Source organism: Streptomyces sp. NPDC045846 (genome assembly GCF_056431605.1).
Window position 1 is genome coordinate 394,003 of the sequence record NZ_JBWKKJ010000008.1, and the last position, 15,844, is coordinate 409,846.

Annotated in this window: 14 protein-coding genes and 1 pseudogene; 9 read left to right on the forward strand and 6 right to left on the reverse strand. The window is 71.9% G+C overall.

What is annotated here, in order from left to right:
• Positions 1-16: 16 nt before the first annotated feature.
• The 3 genes from AC07F3_RS24480 to AC07F3_RS24490 all read left to right on the forward strand — a co-directional run bounded on the left by AC07F3_RS24480 (position 17) and on the right by AC07F3_RS24490 (position 2,351).
• On the forward strand, positions 17-439 hold the full coding sequence (locus AC07F3_RS24480) for a guanyl-specific ribonuclease (RefSeq protein ID WP_479116570.1): 423 nt from the start codon (positions 17-19) through the stop codon (positions 437-439).
• Complete coding sequence (locus AC07F3_RS24485) at positions 436-780, forward strand: barstar family protein (RefSeq protein WP_479116571.1); 345 nt, start codon at positions 436-438, stop codon at positions 778-780. Before AC07F3_RS24480 ends, AC07F3_RS24485 begins: the two co-directional genes overlap by 4 nt.
• Positions 781-869: 89 nt before the next feature.
• Positions 870-2,351 (forward strand): GuaB1 family IMP dehydrogenase-related protein, encoded by a 1,482-nt coding sequence (locus AC07F3_RS24490; RefSeq protein ID WP_479116572.1) that lies wholly within the window; start codon positions 870-872, stop codon positions 2,349-2,351.
• A gap of 4 nt (positions 2,352-2,355) precedes the next feature.
• On the opposite strand, the gene AC07F3_RS24495 is transcribed toward AC07F3_RS24490, so the two are convergent.
• Complete coding sequence (locus AC07F3_RS24495) at positions 2,356-3,417, reverse strand: GDSL-type esterase/lipase family protein (protein ID WP_479116573.1); 1,062 nt, start codon at positions 3,415-3,417, stop codon at positions 2,356-2,358.
• A 374-nt stretch (positions 3,418-3,791) separates the two neighbouring features.
• Here AC07F3_RS24495 and AC07F3_RS24500 point away from each other — a divergent pair, with 374 nt between their 5' ends.
• The gene (locus AC07F3_RS24500; RefSeq protein ID WP_479116574.1) at positions 3,792-5,261 is read left to right on the forward strand and encodes an amino acid permease; all 1,470 of its coding nucleotides are present in this window, start codon (positions 3,792-3,794) and stop codon (positions 5,259-5,261) included.
• 10 nt (positions 5,262-5,271) lie between these two features.
• Positions 5,272-5,727 (forward strand): Lrp/AsnC family transcriptional regulator, encoded by a 456-nt coding sequence (locus AC07F3_RS24505; RefSeq protein WP_053724485.1) that lies wholly within the window; start codon positions 5,272-5,274, stop codon positions 5,725-5,727.
• Between the two features lie 102 nt (positions 5,728-5,829).
• Here the strand turns inward: AC07F3_RS24505 and AC07F3_RS24510 are convergent, their stop codons facing one another.
• Positions 5,830-6,414, reverse strand: coding sequence for a Repetin (locus AC07F3_RS24510; RefSeq protein WP_479116575.1), 585 nt, complete (start codon positions 6,412-6,414; stop codon positions 5,830-5,832).
• A gap of 308 nt (positions 6,415-6,722) precedes the next feature.
• Here AC07F3_RS24510 and AC07F3_RS24515 point away from each other — a divergent pair, with 308 nt between their 5' ends.
• Both AC07F3_RS24515 and AC07F3_RS24520 read left to right on the forward strand, forming a co-directional pair.
• Positions 6,723-7,520 (forward strand): carbon-nitrogen hydrolase family protein, encoded by a 798-nt coding sequence (locus tag AC07F3_RS24515; protein ID WP_479116576.1) that lies wholly within the window; start codon positions 6,723-6,725, stop codon positions 7,518-7,520.
• 117 nt (positions 7,521-7,637) lie between these two features.
• A complete protein-coding gene (locus AC07F3_RS24520; protein ID WP_479116577.1) occupies positions 7,638-9,329 on the forward strand; it encodes a flavin monoamine oxidase family protein in 1,692 nt (563 codons plus the stop codon).
• 48 nt (positions 9,330-9,377) lie between these two features.
• On the opposite strand, the gene AC07F3_RS24525 is transcribed toward AC07F3_RS24520, so the two are convergent.
• The 3 genes from AC07F3_RS24525 to AC07F3_RS24535 all read right to left on the reverse strand — a co-directional run bounded on the left by AC07F3_RS24525 (position 9,378) and on the right by AC07F3_RS24535 (position 12,540).
• Positions 9,378-10,307, reverse strand: a complete 930-nt coding sequence (locus AC07F3_RS24525) for an LLM class F420-dependent oxidoreductase (protein WP_479116578.1) — start codon at positions 10,305-10,307, stop codon at positions 9,378-9,380.
• A 9-nt stretch (positions 10,308-10,316) separates the two neighbouring features.
• Positions 10,317-11,042: a DUF5995 family protein gene (locus tag AC07F3_RS24530; protein WP_479116579.1), complete on the reverse strand. Its 726-nt coding sequence runs from the start codon at positions 11,040-11,042 to the stop codon at positions 10,317-10,319.
• A 118-nt stretch (positions 11,043-11,160) separates the two neighbouring features.
• Complete coding sequence (locus AC07F3_RS24535; RefSeq protein WP_479116580.1) at positions 11,161-12,540, reverse strand: uracil-xanthine permease family protein; 1,380 nt, start codon at positions 12,538-12,540, stop codon at positions 11,161-11,163.
• Between the two features lie 314 nt (positions 12,541-12,854).
• Here AC07F3_RS24535 and AC07F3_RS24540 point away from each other — a divergent pair.
• A pseudogene (locus AC07F3_RS24540) lies at positions 12,855-13,279 on the forward strand (alginate lyase family protein); the annotation flags it as partial.
• A 21-nt stretch (positions 13,280-13,300) separates the two neighbouring features.
• On the opposite strand, the gene AC07F3_RS24545 reads toward AC07F3_RS24540, so the two are convergent.
• Positions 13,301-14,512, reverse strand: a complete 1,212-nt coding sequence (locus AC07F3_RS24545) for an MFS transporter (RefSeq protein WP_479116581.1) — start codon at positions 14,510-14,512, stop codon at positions 13,301-13,303.
• Between the two features lie 123 nt (positions 14,513-14,635).
• Between AC07F3_RS24545 and AC07F3_RS24550 the strand changes: the two genes are divergently transcribed.
• A complete protein-coding gene (locus AC07F3_RS24550; RefSeq protein ID WP_479116582.1) occupies positions 14,636-15,775 on the forward strand; it encodes an ROK family transcriptional regulator in 1,140 nt (379 codons plus the stop codon).
• The last annotated feature ends 69 nt before the right edge of the window (positions 15,776-15,844 follow it).

Consider the following 15,844-nt stretch of genomic DNA (forward strand, 5'->3'; position numbering starts at 1 on the left):
ATGGGAGCATCGGAGCATGATCAACAGGTTTGCCCGGATCGCCCTCGCCTCGGTGCTCGCGTGCCTGGCCGTGCTGCTCGTCGGCTGCGGGGGCAAGGACAGCACGAAACCGGCGGGCACCAAGCCCTCCGCGGCCGCCTCCACACCCGCCTGGGTCAAGGGGATGGCCACCGTCCCGGCCGCCCAGCTGCCGCCCGAGGCGCAGAAGACCCTCACGCTCATCGACAAGGGCGGCCCGTTCCCGTACAGCAAGGACGGCGTGGTGTTCGGCAACTTCGAGAAGGTCCTGCCGCAGCAGAAGCGCGGCTACTACCACGAGTACACCGTCGACACCCCGAACTCCCGCGACCGCGGCGCACGGCGCCTCGTCACGGGGCAGGGTGGCGAGTTCTACTACACCGGCGATCACTACAAGACGTTCAAGGCGGTGCTGCGATGACGGCCGAACCGTTCGACTCCGTACGGGCCGCCGGGTGGCAGGTCGACGTCCTCGACCTCGACGGGGTCACCGGCAAGGCCGCGTTCATGGACCGCGTGGCCACCGCGCTCCGGCTGCCCGAGTGGTTCGGCCGGAACTGGGACGCCCTCGCCGACTCGCTGGGCGACCCCGACTGGGGCCCGGCCGACCCCGGCCGCCTCCTGGTCGTCACCCACTGGCAGGAGTACGCCGCCCGGCGGCCCGAGGAGTGGGCCACCGCCCAGGAGGTATTGGACGCCTCGGCCGGGTCGGGACCCCACGGAACCCTGGCCGTGCACCTCGCGCTCGGAGGATCGCACTAGGCCCACCGTCCCGTCCCTGGACGATCGGCCCGGGCAGCGCAATCGTACGAACATGGGACAATGAACTACGTGCTTTTCCCCTGGCTGAAATGCCTGGGGCCACCTCGAACGACTGGGATGTTCAGCACGTGCGTTTCCTCAACGACATCAAGCCGCCGTACGACCTGACGTACGACGATGTGTTCATGGTGCCGAGCCGCTCCGCGGTGGGCTCCCGCCAGGGCGTCGACCTGGCCTCCCCCGACGGCACGGGCACCACCATCCCGCTCGTCGTCGCCAACATGACCGCGATCGCCGGCCGCCGCATGGCCGAGACCGTGGCCCGCCGTGGCGGCATCGTCGTGATCCCCCAGGACATTCCGATCGAGGTCGTCACCGACGTCATCACCTGGGTCAAGACGCGTCACCACGTGCTCGACACCCCCATCGTCCTGGCCCCGACCCAGACCGTCGCCGACGCGCTGGCCCTGCTGCCGAAGCGGGCCCACAACGCGGGCGTCGTCGTCGACGCCGACCAGAAGCCGATCGGTGTCGTCACCGACCAGGACCTGACCGGCGTGGACCGCTTCACCCAGCTGTCCGAGGTCATGGCCAAGGACCTGCTCCTGCTCGACGCGGACATCGACCCGCGCGAGGCCTTCAACAAGCTCGACAACGCCAACCGCCGCTACGCCCCCGCCGTGGACAAGGACGGCCGCCTCGCCGGCATCCTGACCCGCAAGGGCGCCCTGCGCGCGACCCTGTACACCCCGGCCACCGACGCCAACGGCAAGCTGCGCATCGCCGCCGCCGTCGGCATCAACGGCGACGTGGCGGGCAAGGCCAAGCAGCTCCTGGACGCCGGCGCGGACACCATCGTGGTGGACACCGCCCACGGCCACCAGGAGTCGATGATCGCCGCGATCAAGGCCGTGCGCGGTCTCGACCCGCAGGTCCCGATCGTCGCGGGCAACATCGTGGCCGCCGAGGGCGTGCGCGACCTCATCGAGGCCGGCGCGGACATCATCAAGGTGGGCGTGGGCCCCGGCGCCATGTGCACCACCCGGATGATGACGGGTGTCGGCCGGCCGCAGTTCTCCGCCGTCCTGGAGTGCGCCGCCGAGGCCAAGAAGTTCGGCAAGCACGTGTGGGCCGACGGCGGAGTGCGCCACCCGCGCGACGTCGCCATGGCGCTCGCCGCCGGTGCCTCCAACGTCATGATCGGCTCCTGGTTCGCCGGGACGTACGAGTCCCCGGGCGACCTCCACACCTCCGCCGAGGGCCATCTCTACAAGGAGTCCTTCGGCATGGCCTCCGCCCGCGCGGTCAAGAACCGCACGAGCGACGAGTCCGCCTACGACCGGGCCCGCAAGGCCCTGTTCGAGGAGGGCATCTCCACCTCGCGCATGTTCCTCGACCCGACCCGTCCGGGTGTCGAGGACCTGATCGACTCGATCATCGCGGGCGTCCGCTCCTCCTGCACCTACGCCGGTGCCTCCTCGCTCGCCGAGTTCGAGGAGAAGGCCGTCGTCGGCATCCAGTCCGCGGCCGGCTACGCCGAGGGCAAGCCGCTGCACGCCAGCTGGAGCTAGCCGCTCATCTCTGTTCGTCCCGGAGCCCCCGCGAGTCCGCTCGCGGGGGCTCCGGCACGTGCGGGCCCAGCGCCCGTGCCACCGCCGCCCCGAGCCGCGCATGGCCCTCGTCGGTGGGGTGCAGTCCGTCCATGAGGTGGTCCGCGCTCAACAGGTCGCGCCCGGGCAGGAGTTGGAGCGCGCTGTCGCCCGCCTCGGTCAGCGCGCGCGTCGCGTCCTCCATCGCCCCGCGCAGCTCGGCCAGGGTCGCGCCGAGCGCGTTGGGGGTGCCTTCCGCCTCCGGACGCAGCAGCGGGGACACGACGAGCAGCGGGGTGTCCGGGTGCCCACGGCGTACGAGCCGGACGAAGGCCAGGGTGGTCTCGTGCATCAAGGTGGCCGAAAACGGTATCCGCGACCAGCAGTTGGTGCCGAAGGCGAGGGTGATCACGTCGGCGGGCAGCCGGGCCAGCTGCTCGGCGATGGGCAGTTCACCGCGACCGCCGCCCGCGTAGCCGAGGTTCACCGTGTCCAGGCCCAGCGCGCGGCCCGCGACGGCCGGCCAGGCGTGCGCCGGCCGGGTCGACCACCAGCCCTCGGTGATGGAGTCGCCGTGCACCAGCCACCTCGGGCCGCGCGGGGCGGGGGCGATCGTGCCGTCGATCGCCCGCAGGCCGAGCACCACCGGTGCCCGGCTCTCGGGCGGATGGACGGTGAACGGCCCCTCGGAGCGCGGGAGTTGGAGGGTGACGCATCCCTCCTCGGCCGGTTCGGCGGCGGTCTCGCGGACCAGGTGGCCGCCCTCCCACAGGGCGAACGTGTGGGCCAGCTCGCCCAGTGCGTCACCCGGCCCCGGTACCCGGGCGCGGTAGCGGATCCGCACGGCGCGGGCGCCCCGCGCCGTGAACTCGACCCGTGTCCCGATGGGCAGACCGGCCCGCTCGCCGGTGTCCCACGGCAGCCGCATCGCGTCGTCCGGGTCCGCCCGGACCGGGCGCCCCTCGGCGTCCAGCCAGGCCACTCCGCGCAGAAAGGGAGCTGGATCAAGCCAGCTCGCGGCCCTCGCCCCGGCGCTCTCGTACGGCACGTCCACCTCCATGGGGGGCGACCCTGCAACAGGCCTGACGAAGAGTCAAGGCGGCCCCGTGACCAGGACCACTGATCAAGGCCGTGAACAGGGCTGTGAGCAGGACGTACGCACGGATCGAACGTTGATGTGCAACAAACACCCATCCGTCGCACTTGCGCGCAATGATCAGCCGCCGATGCGCAAGGTTGCTGCATTACGACCGGGAAGCGGAACCCCATAAGGTTCTCGCCGTACGTGGAGTGGCGGGGACCGCCTGCTCGGCGGAACCGGCCACGGGAAGGCTCCATGCTGCCCGAAAAGTCCCCTGTGTGGACGGGCTGGTACGCCGCGGTCACCGGCCACCTCAATGGCAGCGATAAGGAGCCACCTCAGTGTTGGATCACGGCGCAGCGCCACCCTCGACCGATGCCCCCGCCGCCGGGGGCCCGCGCCCCGGCCGCGGTCTGATGCGGCGCAAGCCGGTGGAGACGCTGGTCGCGGAGGGTGGCCAGGGCGAGGGCGGCTCCCTGAAGCGGTCGCTCGGCATGTGGCAGCTGACCATGATCAGCATCGGTGCGACGCTCGGCACCGGCATTTTCGTGGTGCTCGGCGAGGCCGTCCCCAAGGCCGGGCCCGCCGTCACGATCTCCTTCGTGCTCGCCGGTCTCACGGCGCTCTTCTCCGCCCTTTCCTACGCGGAACTCGCGGGCTCCATCCCGGTCGCGGGCTCCTCGTATTCGTACGCTTACGCAACACTCGGCGAACTCGTCGCCTGGATCTGCGGCTGGTGCCTGATCCTGGAGTACGGCGTCTCGGTGGCGGCGGTCGCCGTCGGCTGGGGGCAGTACCTCAACGAGTTCCTGGACGGCACCATCGGCGTCACCATCCCCGACGCGCTGTCCGCGCCGCCCGGCGACGGCGGGATATTCAACCTGCCCGCGCTGATCGTCGTGGTCCTCGCGATGGGCCTGCTGCTCGGCGGCGCCCGCGAGTCGGCCCGCGCCAACACCATCATGGTCGGCGTCAAGATCGCCGCCCTGGTGCTGTTCTGCGTGATCGGCTTCATGGGCTTCAAGTCGGGCAACTACTCCCACTTCATGCCGATGGGCACCGCCGGTGTGAGCGCGGCGGCCTCCACGCTGTTCTTCTCCTACATCGGCTTCGACGCGGCCTCCACGGCCGGTGAAGAGGCCAAGAACCCCAAGCGCGACCTGCCCCGCGCGATCATGCTCTCGCTGGTCATCGTCACCGCGCTGTACGTCCTCGTGGCGTTCGTCGCCGTCGGCGCCCGGCCCTGGAAGCAGTTCGAGGGCTCCGAGGCGGCGCTCGCCGGAATCATGAAGGACGTCACCGGGCACTCCTTCTGGGCCACGCTGCTCGCTGCCTGCGCCGTGATCGCCATCGCCAGCGTCGTCCTGACCGTGCTCTACGGCCAGACCCGCATCCTCTTCGCGATGTCCCGCGACGGCCTCGTCCCCAAGGTCTTCGCCAAGGTCAGCCCGCGCAGCGGAACCCCGGTCGCCAACACCGTCGCCGTGTCGCTGTTCTGCGGCGTGCTCGCCGCGGCCGTGCCGCTGGGCAACCTCGCCGACGCCACCAGCATCGGCACGCTCTTCGCCTTCGCGCTGGTCAACGTGGCCGTCGTCGTCCTGCGCAAGACCCGCCCCGACATGCCGCGCACCTTCCGCGTGCCGCTCGGCTGGGTCGTCCCGATCCTCGGCTTCCTCACCTGCGGCTACCTCATGTGGAACCTTTCCGGAGTCACCTGGGAGTACTTCGGAGGCTGGATGGCCGCCGGTCTCGTGATCTACTTCGGATACGGCTACCGCCGTTCCAGGCTGGCCACCGCCTCACAGAAGTGATCCACCCGCAGTGCGACTGAATGACCTCGATGAACGCATCGTCCACGCGCTCGCCGAAGACGCCCGGCGCTCCTACGCCGACATCGGCTCGCTGATCGGTCTTTCCGCGCCCGCCGTCAAACGGCGCGTGGACCGGCTGCGGGCCGAGGGCGCCATCACCGGATTCACCGTGCGGGTGGACCCGGCGGCCCTCGGCTGGGAGACCGAGGGGTTCATCGAGATCTACTGCCGTCGCAACACCTCGCCCGACGCGATCAAGCGCGGGCTCGAGCGGTACCCCGAGGTCGCGTCCGCCTCCACCGTCACTGGTGAGGCGGACGCGATCGTCCAGGTCTTCGCCTCCGACATGCGGCACTTCGAGCGGGTCCTGGAGCGGATCGCGGGCGAGCCCTATGTGGAGCGCACCAAGTCCGTGCTGGTGCTCTCGCCGCTGCTGCGGCGGTACACCTCCGGGTCGCCCGCCTAGCGCTGCGGCCCGGCGCCGGGCCTGCCCGGACAGGCGGCGCCGGTCGACGGAGCCACCAGCGGATCCTTCCGCTCACCGCCCGCCCTTTCGCGCCCCAGCGGCCTAACCCTTGGGCTGCGGGTATATCGGCTGCCACGGCAGCACCGTGAAGTCACCGGAGCCCTCCTTCACCTTCTCGAAGGGCGCCGAGCTCACGCACTTCGGCAGTTGCTGATGCTCGGCGTCCTTGCCGATCCAGCTGTAGCCGAGGCGGTCGTGCTTGCCCTGGTCGTTCACGGTGACGCCGACCCGCTTGCCCTTGAACGGTGTGTCCGAGTCGGTCACCACGCCCGTGACCACCGCGACCTTGCCGCCCGTCAGCAGGCAGTCCACCTTGGCCTTCGCCCAGCCGGACGACCCGTCGGGGAAGACGTGCCGGAAGGAGAACGTGCCGTACGCCGCCTCCGGATCCATGGTGTCCTTGGCCGCGAGGTGGGCGTCGAACGAGAACGTGATGTCGTCACCGGCAGGCCGGTACAGCTTCGCGGTGCCGGTCAGCGCCGCGGCCTCGCGGGGCCGGTGACCCGCCCCGCCCTCCTGGCCGCTTCCGGCGGCGGCCGCCGCTCCGGTGGCTCCGGCGGCGATGAGCAGGGCGGCGCCCAGGGCCGCCAGTCTGGTGCGGACGGGGGAGAACGCGATGCGGGACATGGCAGACCTTCCGTACGGTCGTGAGGTGGTCGGCCCGGCCGTTCCGGGCATGTGACCAGCCTTCCGCCCACGGCTGCCCCGCACATCGCTCCCCGGGGTGGGGCGGTTCCCCCGCGCGGGGGAGCCGGGTCTTGCACCTGAGGCGTAGGGGCGGCGTCAACGGCGCGCAACGAATCACCGGAGATCGCCGATCACGCGCAACGAATCATGCGGATGTGCGCAACGGTGGCGCCTTGTTCCGGCCAAGCGCCGGAACGTACCGTCTATCCGACCCCACCCCGCACTTGTGCCCCTGCCGAGGACTGCCCATGCCGCCGTTGCGCACCGCCCTGCTCCAGAGCTCCGGCCGTCTCTCGGACGTCGCCGCGAACCTGAGGACGCTGGACGAGGCGGCCGGGCGGGCGGCCGAGACCGGCGCCGGGCTGATCGTCTGCCCCGAGCTGTTCCTCACCGGGTACGCCATCGGGGACGACGTGGCCAAGCTCGCCGAGGCCGCCGACGGTCCCTCCGCGCGGGCCGTCGCCGACATCGCCGTACGCCACGGCCTGGCCGTCGTCTACGGCTACCCCGAGCGGGACGGCGAGCACGTCTACAACGCCGCGCAGCTGATCGGCCCGGACGGCGAGCGCCTCGCCAACTACCGCAAGACGCACCTCTTCGGCTGCTTCGAGCAGGAGGCCTTCACGCCGGGCGACCGCACGGTCGTCCAGGCCGAGCTGAACGGCCTCCGCCTCGGCATGATGATCTGCTACGACGTGGAGTTCCCGGAGAACGTGCGGGCCCACGCGCTGGCCGGCACCGATCTGCTCCTGGTGCCCACCGCCCAGATGCACCCCTTCCAGTTCGTCGCCGAGTCCGTCGTGCCGGTCCGCGCCTTCGAGAACCAGCTGTACGTCGCGTACGTCAACCGGACCGGGCCCGAGGGCGAGTTCGAGTTCGTCGGCCTGAGCTGCCTCGCCGGGCCCGACGGCGCCGCCCGGGCCCGCGCCGGACGGGGCACCGAGCTGGTCGTGGGCGATGTCGACCCCGAGTTCCTGGCCGCCTCGCGCGCGAACAACCCGTACCTGCGCGACCGCCGCCCCGGCCTCTACGCCTCCCTGGTCTGAGCCCCGGCCCCGAGTCTTCGAGCCCTGTGTCCTGAGCCCCGAGCTCCGATCCCCGAGCCCCGGGTCCCGAGGTCCCGAGCCCCTCAACTTCCGTACTGTGCAAGGAGTCCGTACCCCATGACGTCCACGGTGCCCACCGCCGTCCAGCACATCGACGAGCAGCCGCCCGTCACGATGTTCGGGCCGGACTTCCCCTACGCGTACGACGACTACCTCGCGCACCCGGCCGGGCTCGGCCAGATACCCGCGACCGAGCACGGCGCGGAGGTCGCGGTCATAGGCGGCGGACTCTCCGGCATCGTCGCCGCGTACGAGCTGATGAAGATGGGCCTCAAGCCCGTCGTGTACGAGGCCGACCAGATCGGCGGACGGCTGCGCACCGTCGGCTTCCCGGGCTGCGATCCCGAGCTCACCGCCGAGATGGGCGCCATGCGGTTCCCCCCGTGCTCCACCGCGCTCCAGCACTACATCGACCTGGTGGGCCTGGAGACCAAGCCGTTCCCCAACCCGCTCGCGCCGGACACCCCCTCGACGGTCGTCGACCTCAAGGGCGAGTCCCACTACGCCACCTCGGTCGACGAGCTGCCGCCGGTGTACCGCGAGGTCATGGACGCCTGGAACGCCTGCCTCGAAGAGGGCGCCGACTTCTCCGACATGAACCAGGCCATCCGCGAGCGCGACATCCCGCGCATCCGCGAGATCTGGGCGAAGCTCGTCGAGAAGCTCGACAACCAGACCTTCTACGGCTTCCTCTGCGAGTCGGAGGCCTTCAAGTCCTTCCGGCACCGCGAGATCTTCGGCCAGGTCGGCTTCGGCACCGGCGGCTGGGACACCGACTTCCCGAACTCCATCCTGGAGATCCTGCGCGTCGTCTACACCGAGGCGGACGACCACCACCGCGGCATCGTCGGCGGCTCCCAGCAGCTGCCGCTGCGCCTGTGGGAGCGCGAGCCGGTCAAGCTCGTGCACTGGGCGCCCGGCACCTCGCTCTCCTCGCTGCACGAGGGCGCGCCGAAGCCCGCCGTGACCCGGCTGCACCGCACCGCGGGCAACCGCATCACGGTGACGGACGCCGACGGCGACATCCGCACCTACCGCGCGGCGATCTTCACGGCGCAGTCCTGGATGCTGCTCTCCAAGATCGCCTGTGACGACTCGCTCTTCCCGATCGACCACTGGACGGCGATCGAGCGCACCCACTACATGGAGTCCTCCAAGCTGTTCGTGCCGGTGGACCGGCCGTTCTGGCTGGACAAGGATGAGGAGACCGGGCGGGACGTCATGTCGATGACGCTCACCGACCGCATGACGCGCGGCACGTACCTGCTGGACAACGGGCCGGACAAGCCCGCCGTCATCTGCCTCTCCTACACGTGGTGCGACGACAGCCTCAAGTGGCTGCCGCTGTCGGCGAGCGAGCGCATGGAGGTCATGCTCAAGTCGCTCGGCGAGATCTACCCCAAGGTCGACATCCGGGGGCACATCATCGGCAACCCGGTGACCGTCTCCTGGGAGAACGAGCCGTACTTCATGGGCGCGTTCAAGGCGAACCTGCCCGGCCACTACCGCTACCAGCGACGCCTGTTCACCCACTTCATGCAGGAGGCGCTGCCCGAGGACAAGCGGGGCATCTTCCTCGCGGGCGACGACATCTCCTGGACGGCGGGCTGGGCGGAGGGCGCCGTGCAGACCGCGCTCAACGCGGTCTGGGGCGTCATGCACCACTTCGGCGGGACGACCGACGCGTCCAACCCCGGGCCGGGCGACCTGTACGACTCGATCGCCCCGGTCGAGCTCCCCGAGGACTGAGCCTCCTCGGGGTGGTGGGGGCCGAGGGGGCCGGGCCATGCCTCTCGGCTACAACCCCGCCGCCCTCGTCAGCTCGTACACCTCCGCCGCCACGTCCTTCAGCTCCTCCGCGTCCCTCGCCGAGCCCTGGAGGTCGAGCAGGAACTCGCCCACGCCTTCGATGGCGTGGGCGGCCAGGTCCTCCACCAGCTGGGGGACGCTGCCCGTGAACGGGGGGCGGTCCGCGCCCTCGTACGGCTTCGGCGTGTATCGCGCGTTCACGCGGACGCAGACCTCGATGGGCCTCGTCCTGCCGCGCTCCCCGGCCAGGTCTCGGAGCCTGGTCCACTCCTCGGTGAGCTGGTCCGCGCCCTGGGCGGCGGGCAGCCAGCCGTCGGCCCGGTCCACCAGGCGCCGTGCCGATCTGGGGCTCGACGCCGGAAGGTAGACCGGGATCGGACGGGCCGGTTTGGGGCCGACCACGGACGGGGCGATCGTGGTCAACTCGCCCTGGTAGGCCACCGGATCGGGGCCCCACACCGCGGCGCACACGTCGAGCAGCTCGTCGAGGACCTTGCCGCGCTTGCCGAAGGGCGCCACGCCCGCCGCCGCGTACTCGTCGTGCGACCAGCCCGTGCCGAGCCCGGCCACCACCCGGCCGCCGCTCGCCGCGTCCAGCGACGCGAGCGAGCGGGCCAGCTGGAAGGGTATGTGCAGCGGGGCGACGAGGACGCTGGTGCCGAGCCGGGCCCGTTCGGTCGCGGCCGCCGCCAGGGTCAGCGTGACCAGCGGGTCGGCCACCGAGCGGTAGATGTCGGGCCAGGGCAGGCCCGGCACGCCGTACAGACCCTGCGTCGCGGGCTCGGGGAACAGCACCCGCTCGAAGACCCACAGGCTCTCGAAGCCGATCTCCTCGGCGGCCCGCGCCACCGCGGGCACGTCGCGGCCGATGTCGTACTGCCTCATCTGCGGAAGGCCGAGTCCGAGCCGGATCGCCATGGTCGCTCCTCAGTCGGTAGCCGAAAGCGGTGTGAGCAGGCAGCGGGTCACCAGACCCACGCCCGCGTCCAACCGATCGGTGAACTCCTGGGCCAGGGCCGGAAGTTCCCGCAGCTGCCACAGGACTTTCGCCGCGGACCAGGAGGCGTCGCGCGCCCGGTCCAGGCTCCAGGACGCCAGCAGGTGGGTCATGGGGTCGGCCACCTCGAAGAGGTCGGGGCCGGGCATGAGTTCCTCGCGGATCCGCTCCTCCAGCAGGGTGAGCGTGTCGCCGACCCGGTCGAAGTCCCGTTCCAGGGCGGCCGGTTCACACCCCAGCGCGCAGCAGGTGTCCACCACGGCGAGGGTCAGGTCGTGCCCGATGTGCGCGTTGATCCCGGCCAGCGCGAACTGCAGCGGGCGTACACCCGGATGGCGCCGGTACTGGAACAGCGGCCGCCAGCAGTCCGGCGCGCGGCCGCCGGTCGCGGTGGCCTCCACCGCCGTGAGATAGCGCTCGGCGAAGAGCAGGTCGAGGGTGGCCGCGGCCCGGGCGTCGGCGAACCCGCCGTGCGCGACGATCCGGGAGATCTCCTCGGTGACCGTCAGATAGACGCGGTTGAACACCGCGATGCCGTCCCGGGCCGGCAGGTCCGCCCGCAGGGCGCGCATGCGCCGCACGACGGGGTCCAGCGGGGTGGCGAAGCGGTGGAGGTGCGCACGGTGTCCGGTTCCGGTCCATCCGGTCTGCGTCATGGGGGCAGCGTCCCAGCCCGCCGCCGCGCCGAGCACCGCCGTACGGGGGCTTGACCGGAACGGATGAACGGGCCGGGAATCGGCCCGCGTACGGCGCCGGGCCCAACACCCCCGTGGGCTAGGCCTGTTCCTTCTCGTAGGAGGAGGTGCCCGAGTCGAGCAGGGGCTCCTGCTCCTTGAGGTGGGCCGGGGCGAGGGCGCGCAGCACGTGGTAGCCGGTGATGACCACGATCGTGCCCAGCGCGATTCCGCTGAGCTGGAAGTTCTCGGTGAACTTCAGGGTCACGTTGCCGATGCCGATGATGATGCCCGCGGCGGTCGGCACCAGGTTCAGCGGGTTGCGCAGATCGACCTTGGCGTTGATCCAGATCTGGGCGCCGAGCAGGCCGATCATGCCGTACAGGATGACGGTGATGCCGCCGAGGACGCCACCCGGGATCGCCGCGACGACCGCGCCGAACTTGGGGCACACGCCGAAGAGCAGCGCGAAGCCGGCGGCGGCCCAGTAGGCGGCGGTGGAGTAGACGCGGGTGGCGGCCATGACGCCGATGTTCTCGGAGTACGTGGTGTTCGGCGGGCCGCCCACGGCGGTCGAGAGCATGGAGGCGGCGCCGTCGGCGGCGATCGCGGTGCCCAGCTTGTCGTCGAGGTCGGCGCCGGTCATCTCGCCGACGGCCTTGACGTGCCCGGCGTTCTCGGCGATCAGGGCGATGACGACGGGCAGCGCGACGAGGATCGCGGACCACTCGAAGCTCGGCGCGTGGAAGCTGGGCAGCCCGATCCAGTCGGCCTTGCCGACGCCCGAGAGATCAAGGCGCCAGTGGTCCACGGCCGTCGGGCCGCCGTGCACCGAGTGGATCTTCCCGAAGATGCGGTCGAGGAGCCAGGAGACGCCGTAACCGAAGATCAGCCCGAGGAAGATCGCGATCCGGGACCAGAAGCCGCGCAGGCACACCACGGCCAGACCGGTGAACAGCATGACCATGAGCGCCGTCCACTGGTCCTGGGGCCAGTACGTGGAGGCGGTGACCGGCGCCAGGTTGAAGCCGATCAGCATGACGACGGCGCCCGTGACGATGGGCGGCATCGCGGCGTGGATGATCCGCGCGCCGAACCGCTGCACGGCGAGGCCCACGAGGAACAGCGCCACGCCGACCACGAAGACCGCGCCGGTCACCGTGGCGCTGGTGCCTCCCGTCGCCCGGATCGCCGCGGCCACGCCGACGAAGGAGAGCGAGCAGCCGAGGTAGCTGGGCACGCGCCCCTTGGTGGCGAGCAGGAAGATCACCGTCGCGATGCCGGACATCATGATCGCGAGGTTGGGGTCGAGGCCCATCAGGACGGGGGCGACGAACGAGGCGCCGAACATGGCGACCACGTGCTGGGCGCCGAGGCCGATCGTGCGGGGCCAGGAGAGCCGCTCGTCGGGGCGTACGACGGCTCCAGGAGCGGGGGTCCGCCCGTCGCCGTGCAGGGTCCAGCGCACGCCGAGGCGCATGGTCGCTCCAGTTCGTCCGTCGTGGTCAGGGATTCGAAAAGATCAGGCCAAATGTTAATGCCGGATCAGTGGGGCCACGCACCGGGCCGTCGGGACGAAGGTCCCATCCGTGAATTCGCGCCCGGGGCGTTGTCAGCCGGAACAGTGGGCTCTGCGCTCGCTCGGTCTCGTTTGTGAATGAGATTCATGTACGTGATCAGAGCTGTCCGACTCGATGGGAGTGCTCGATGAGCGGAAGCCCCCGCGGCGGGTTCGTCACGGTGGTGTCCCTCGCGGTGACGGTCGCCTCCGCGCTCCTGATCACCCCTTCCCCGGCGGCCCCGCGCGCCGCCGGGGACCGTCCTCGGCGCCGAGAAGCTGCGCGTCGACCAGACGGCAGCCAGCTGCGGGAGCCGGCCAGGACGCGCAGCCGGCACTACTCCACCTTTGACCTCGTCGCCCACACGCGGCTCGCGGCCGTCGGGCGACACGTCGGTGCCACCGTGTGGGCCTATCAGGGACCCACCGGGCAGAGCCTGTTCAAGGCGGTCTGCCATCTGCTGCCCGCGGCCACCGGGGTCGCTCCCTGGGCGCATCCGGAGCTGGAGTTCCTCCGGCACGCGGCGAGCGACGTCGTCCTGCCGCGGCGGACGCGGGGGACCCGGACGCCCGCGCGGCCGTCACCGGTCTCCAGGCGCCGCCCGGCGGCGACCTGTGGGCCCTGCGCCCCGCGGCCGAGCAACTCGACTCCATCGTGGGCTGGCCCGGGCGGCGCGCCGGCTCAGCCCCGGTGGGCCGGCGCCGCGTCCGCGGCGGTGGCCGCGAGGGACGGACGGACGCTCGTGCGCAGCACCCGCGCCCCCGCCACCAGGCCGAGCGCGAGCACCGTCACCAGACCGAACGACACCACCAGGGAGGTCAGGTTCGCGATGCCGCCGATGGCGGACGGCGCGACCAGGCCCGAGGTGTACGTGATGGTCGCGACGCCCGCGATGGCCTGGCTCGGGTTCGGCCCCCTGCGTCCCGCCGCGGCGAACGCGAGCGGCACCACCACCGCGACGCCGAGACCCAGCAGGCCGAACCCGGCCATCGCCACCGCGGGGCCCGGCGCTGCCACCACCAGGAGGCCGCCCAGGACCGCGAGGGCGCCTCCGCCGCGCACCGTGCGCACGGCGCCGAAGCGGTCCACCGCCCTGTCGCCCGCGAGCCGGGCCACCGCCATCGTCAGCGTGAACGCGGTGGTGCAGGCGGCGGCCGCCCCCGCCGAGGCGTCAAGGACGTCGCGCAGGTAGACCGCCGACCAGTCCAGGCTCGCGCCCTCGGCGAACACCGCGCAGAACGCCACCATGCCGATGATCAGCGCCGACCTGGGCGGCAGCGTGAACCGGGGCGGCGGCGCCGCGTCGGGGGCGCTGCGCAGATCGAGCACACCCTGGCAGGCGACGAGGCCGAGCAGGGTCAGCACGGCGGCGGCCGCCATGTGGTGCAGCCGGGCGTCCGCCCCGAGGTGGGCGGCGAGCGTCCCGGCCGCCGAGCCGATCAGCGCCCCCACGCTCCACATGCCGTGCAGGCCGGACATGATCGAACGGCCGAGCCGGTTCTCGGTCTCCACGCCCAGCGCGTTCATCGCCACGTCGGCCATGCCGGAGGTCGCCCCGTACACGAAGAGGGCGGCGCACAGCGTGTAGACGTTCGGGGCGAGCGCGGGCAGCGCGAGGGCCAGCGTCCACAGGGCGAGCAGCCCGCGCAGCGCGTTGCGCGCCCCGAACCGGTGGGTGACGGCGCCGGACAGCGGCATCAGCAGGGACGAGCCGATGGCCGGGAAGGCGAGGGCGAGGCCGAGCTGCCCCGCCGAGATCCCCGCGTGCTCCTGGATCCAGGGGACCCGGGTGGCGAAGTTGCCGGTCACCGCGCCGTGCACGCAGAAGACCGCGGCGACCGCGAGCCGCGCCCGCCTCAACTGCCTTTGATCCAGAGCACGTTCGGCTGTCATCGGCCGGATCCCTCCCCTCGGGGCGGCGGCCTTCCCGCCGCCGTGGCGTAAACTATCAGGAACCCTGCCTGATAAATAGAACGGGCGGCAAACGGCTTTCGGTCGTCTGGAAGGATTCCCGGCATGCCCGCATCCCCGAGCACTGCCCGGGCCATCAACGACCGGCTCGCCCTGCGCCTGCTGCAGGACGAGGGTCCGTTGACGGCAGGCCAGTTGAAGAACCTCACCGGCCTCTCCCGCCCCACCGTCGCCGACCTCGTCGAACGGCTCCAGGGCTCCGGCCTGGTGCATGTGGTGGGGGAGTCGGGCGCCGAGCGGCGCGGTCCCAACGCCCGGCTCTACGCGATCGTCGCCGACCGGGCCCACCTCGCGGCCCTGGACGTCCGCACCCACAGCGTCTCGCTCGTCGTCGCCGATCTGCTGGGGCGGCCCCTGGCCGAGGCGACGCTGCCGATCACGCCGGAGGCCGGTACGGGCCCCGCCGTCGAGCAGGCCGTGGCGCTCCTGGAGCGCACCGCGAAGGAGGCGGGCGCGGAGCGGCTGCACAGCGTGGGTATCGGCGCACCCGGGCTCATCGACCCGGCGAGCGGCGAACTGCGCGACACCAGCGGGCTGCCCGCCTGGCACCGCGAACTCGTGCGCGTGCTCGCCCGGCGGCTGCCCGCCGCCGTGCTCGTCGAGAACGAGACCAACCTGGCGGCCGTGGCCGAACAGCGGCTCGGCGCGGCCCGCGGGCAGGACACCTTCGTGCTGCTGTGGCTCGGGCAGGGCATCGGCGCCTCCGCGGTCCTGGACGGGAAGCTGCGCAGGGGGGCCTCGGGCGGTGCGGGCGAGATCGGCTTCATGCCGGTGCCCGGCACCGGCGGCCTGCCGTCCGCGAGGGGCTGCGACGGCGGCTTCCACGAACTGGTCCACGCGGGCGCGGTGGCCCGCCTCGCCGCCCGGCACGGCAGACCCGGTGGCGCGGAGGAGGCCGTCCGGGCGGCGGAGGGGCCCTTCCTCGACGCGCTGGCCCAGCGCATCGCCATCGGGGCGGCGGGCGTGGTCGCGGTCCTCGACCCGGGGCTGCTCGTGCTCGGCGGTGAACTCGGCCACGCGGGCGGGGAGTTGCTGGCCGCCCGCGTGCAGAGCGCGCTCGCCGCCCTGACCCCGCTCGCCACGGAGGTCAGGCCGAGCGCGCTGGGCGACGGCGCGGTCCTGAGCGGCGCCCTGCTGAGCGCGCGGGACGCGGCTCAGGACGACCTCTTCGCACCGAAGGCCTGAGACGCCGCCGGATGTGACGGTGCATCAGGTCGGCGGAGCCCGACGGCGGCCAAGGGCCGGGAGACCGCC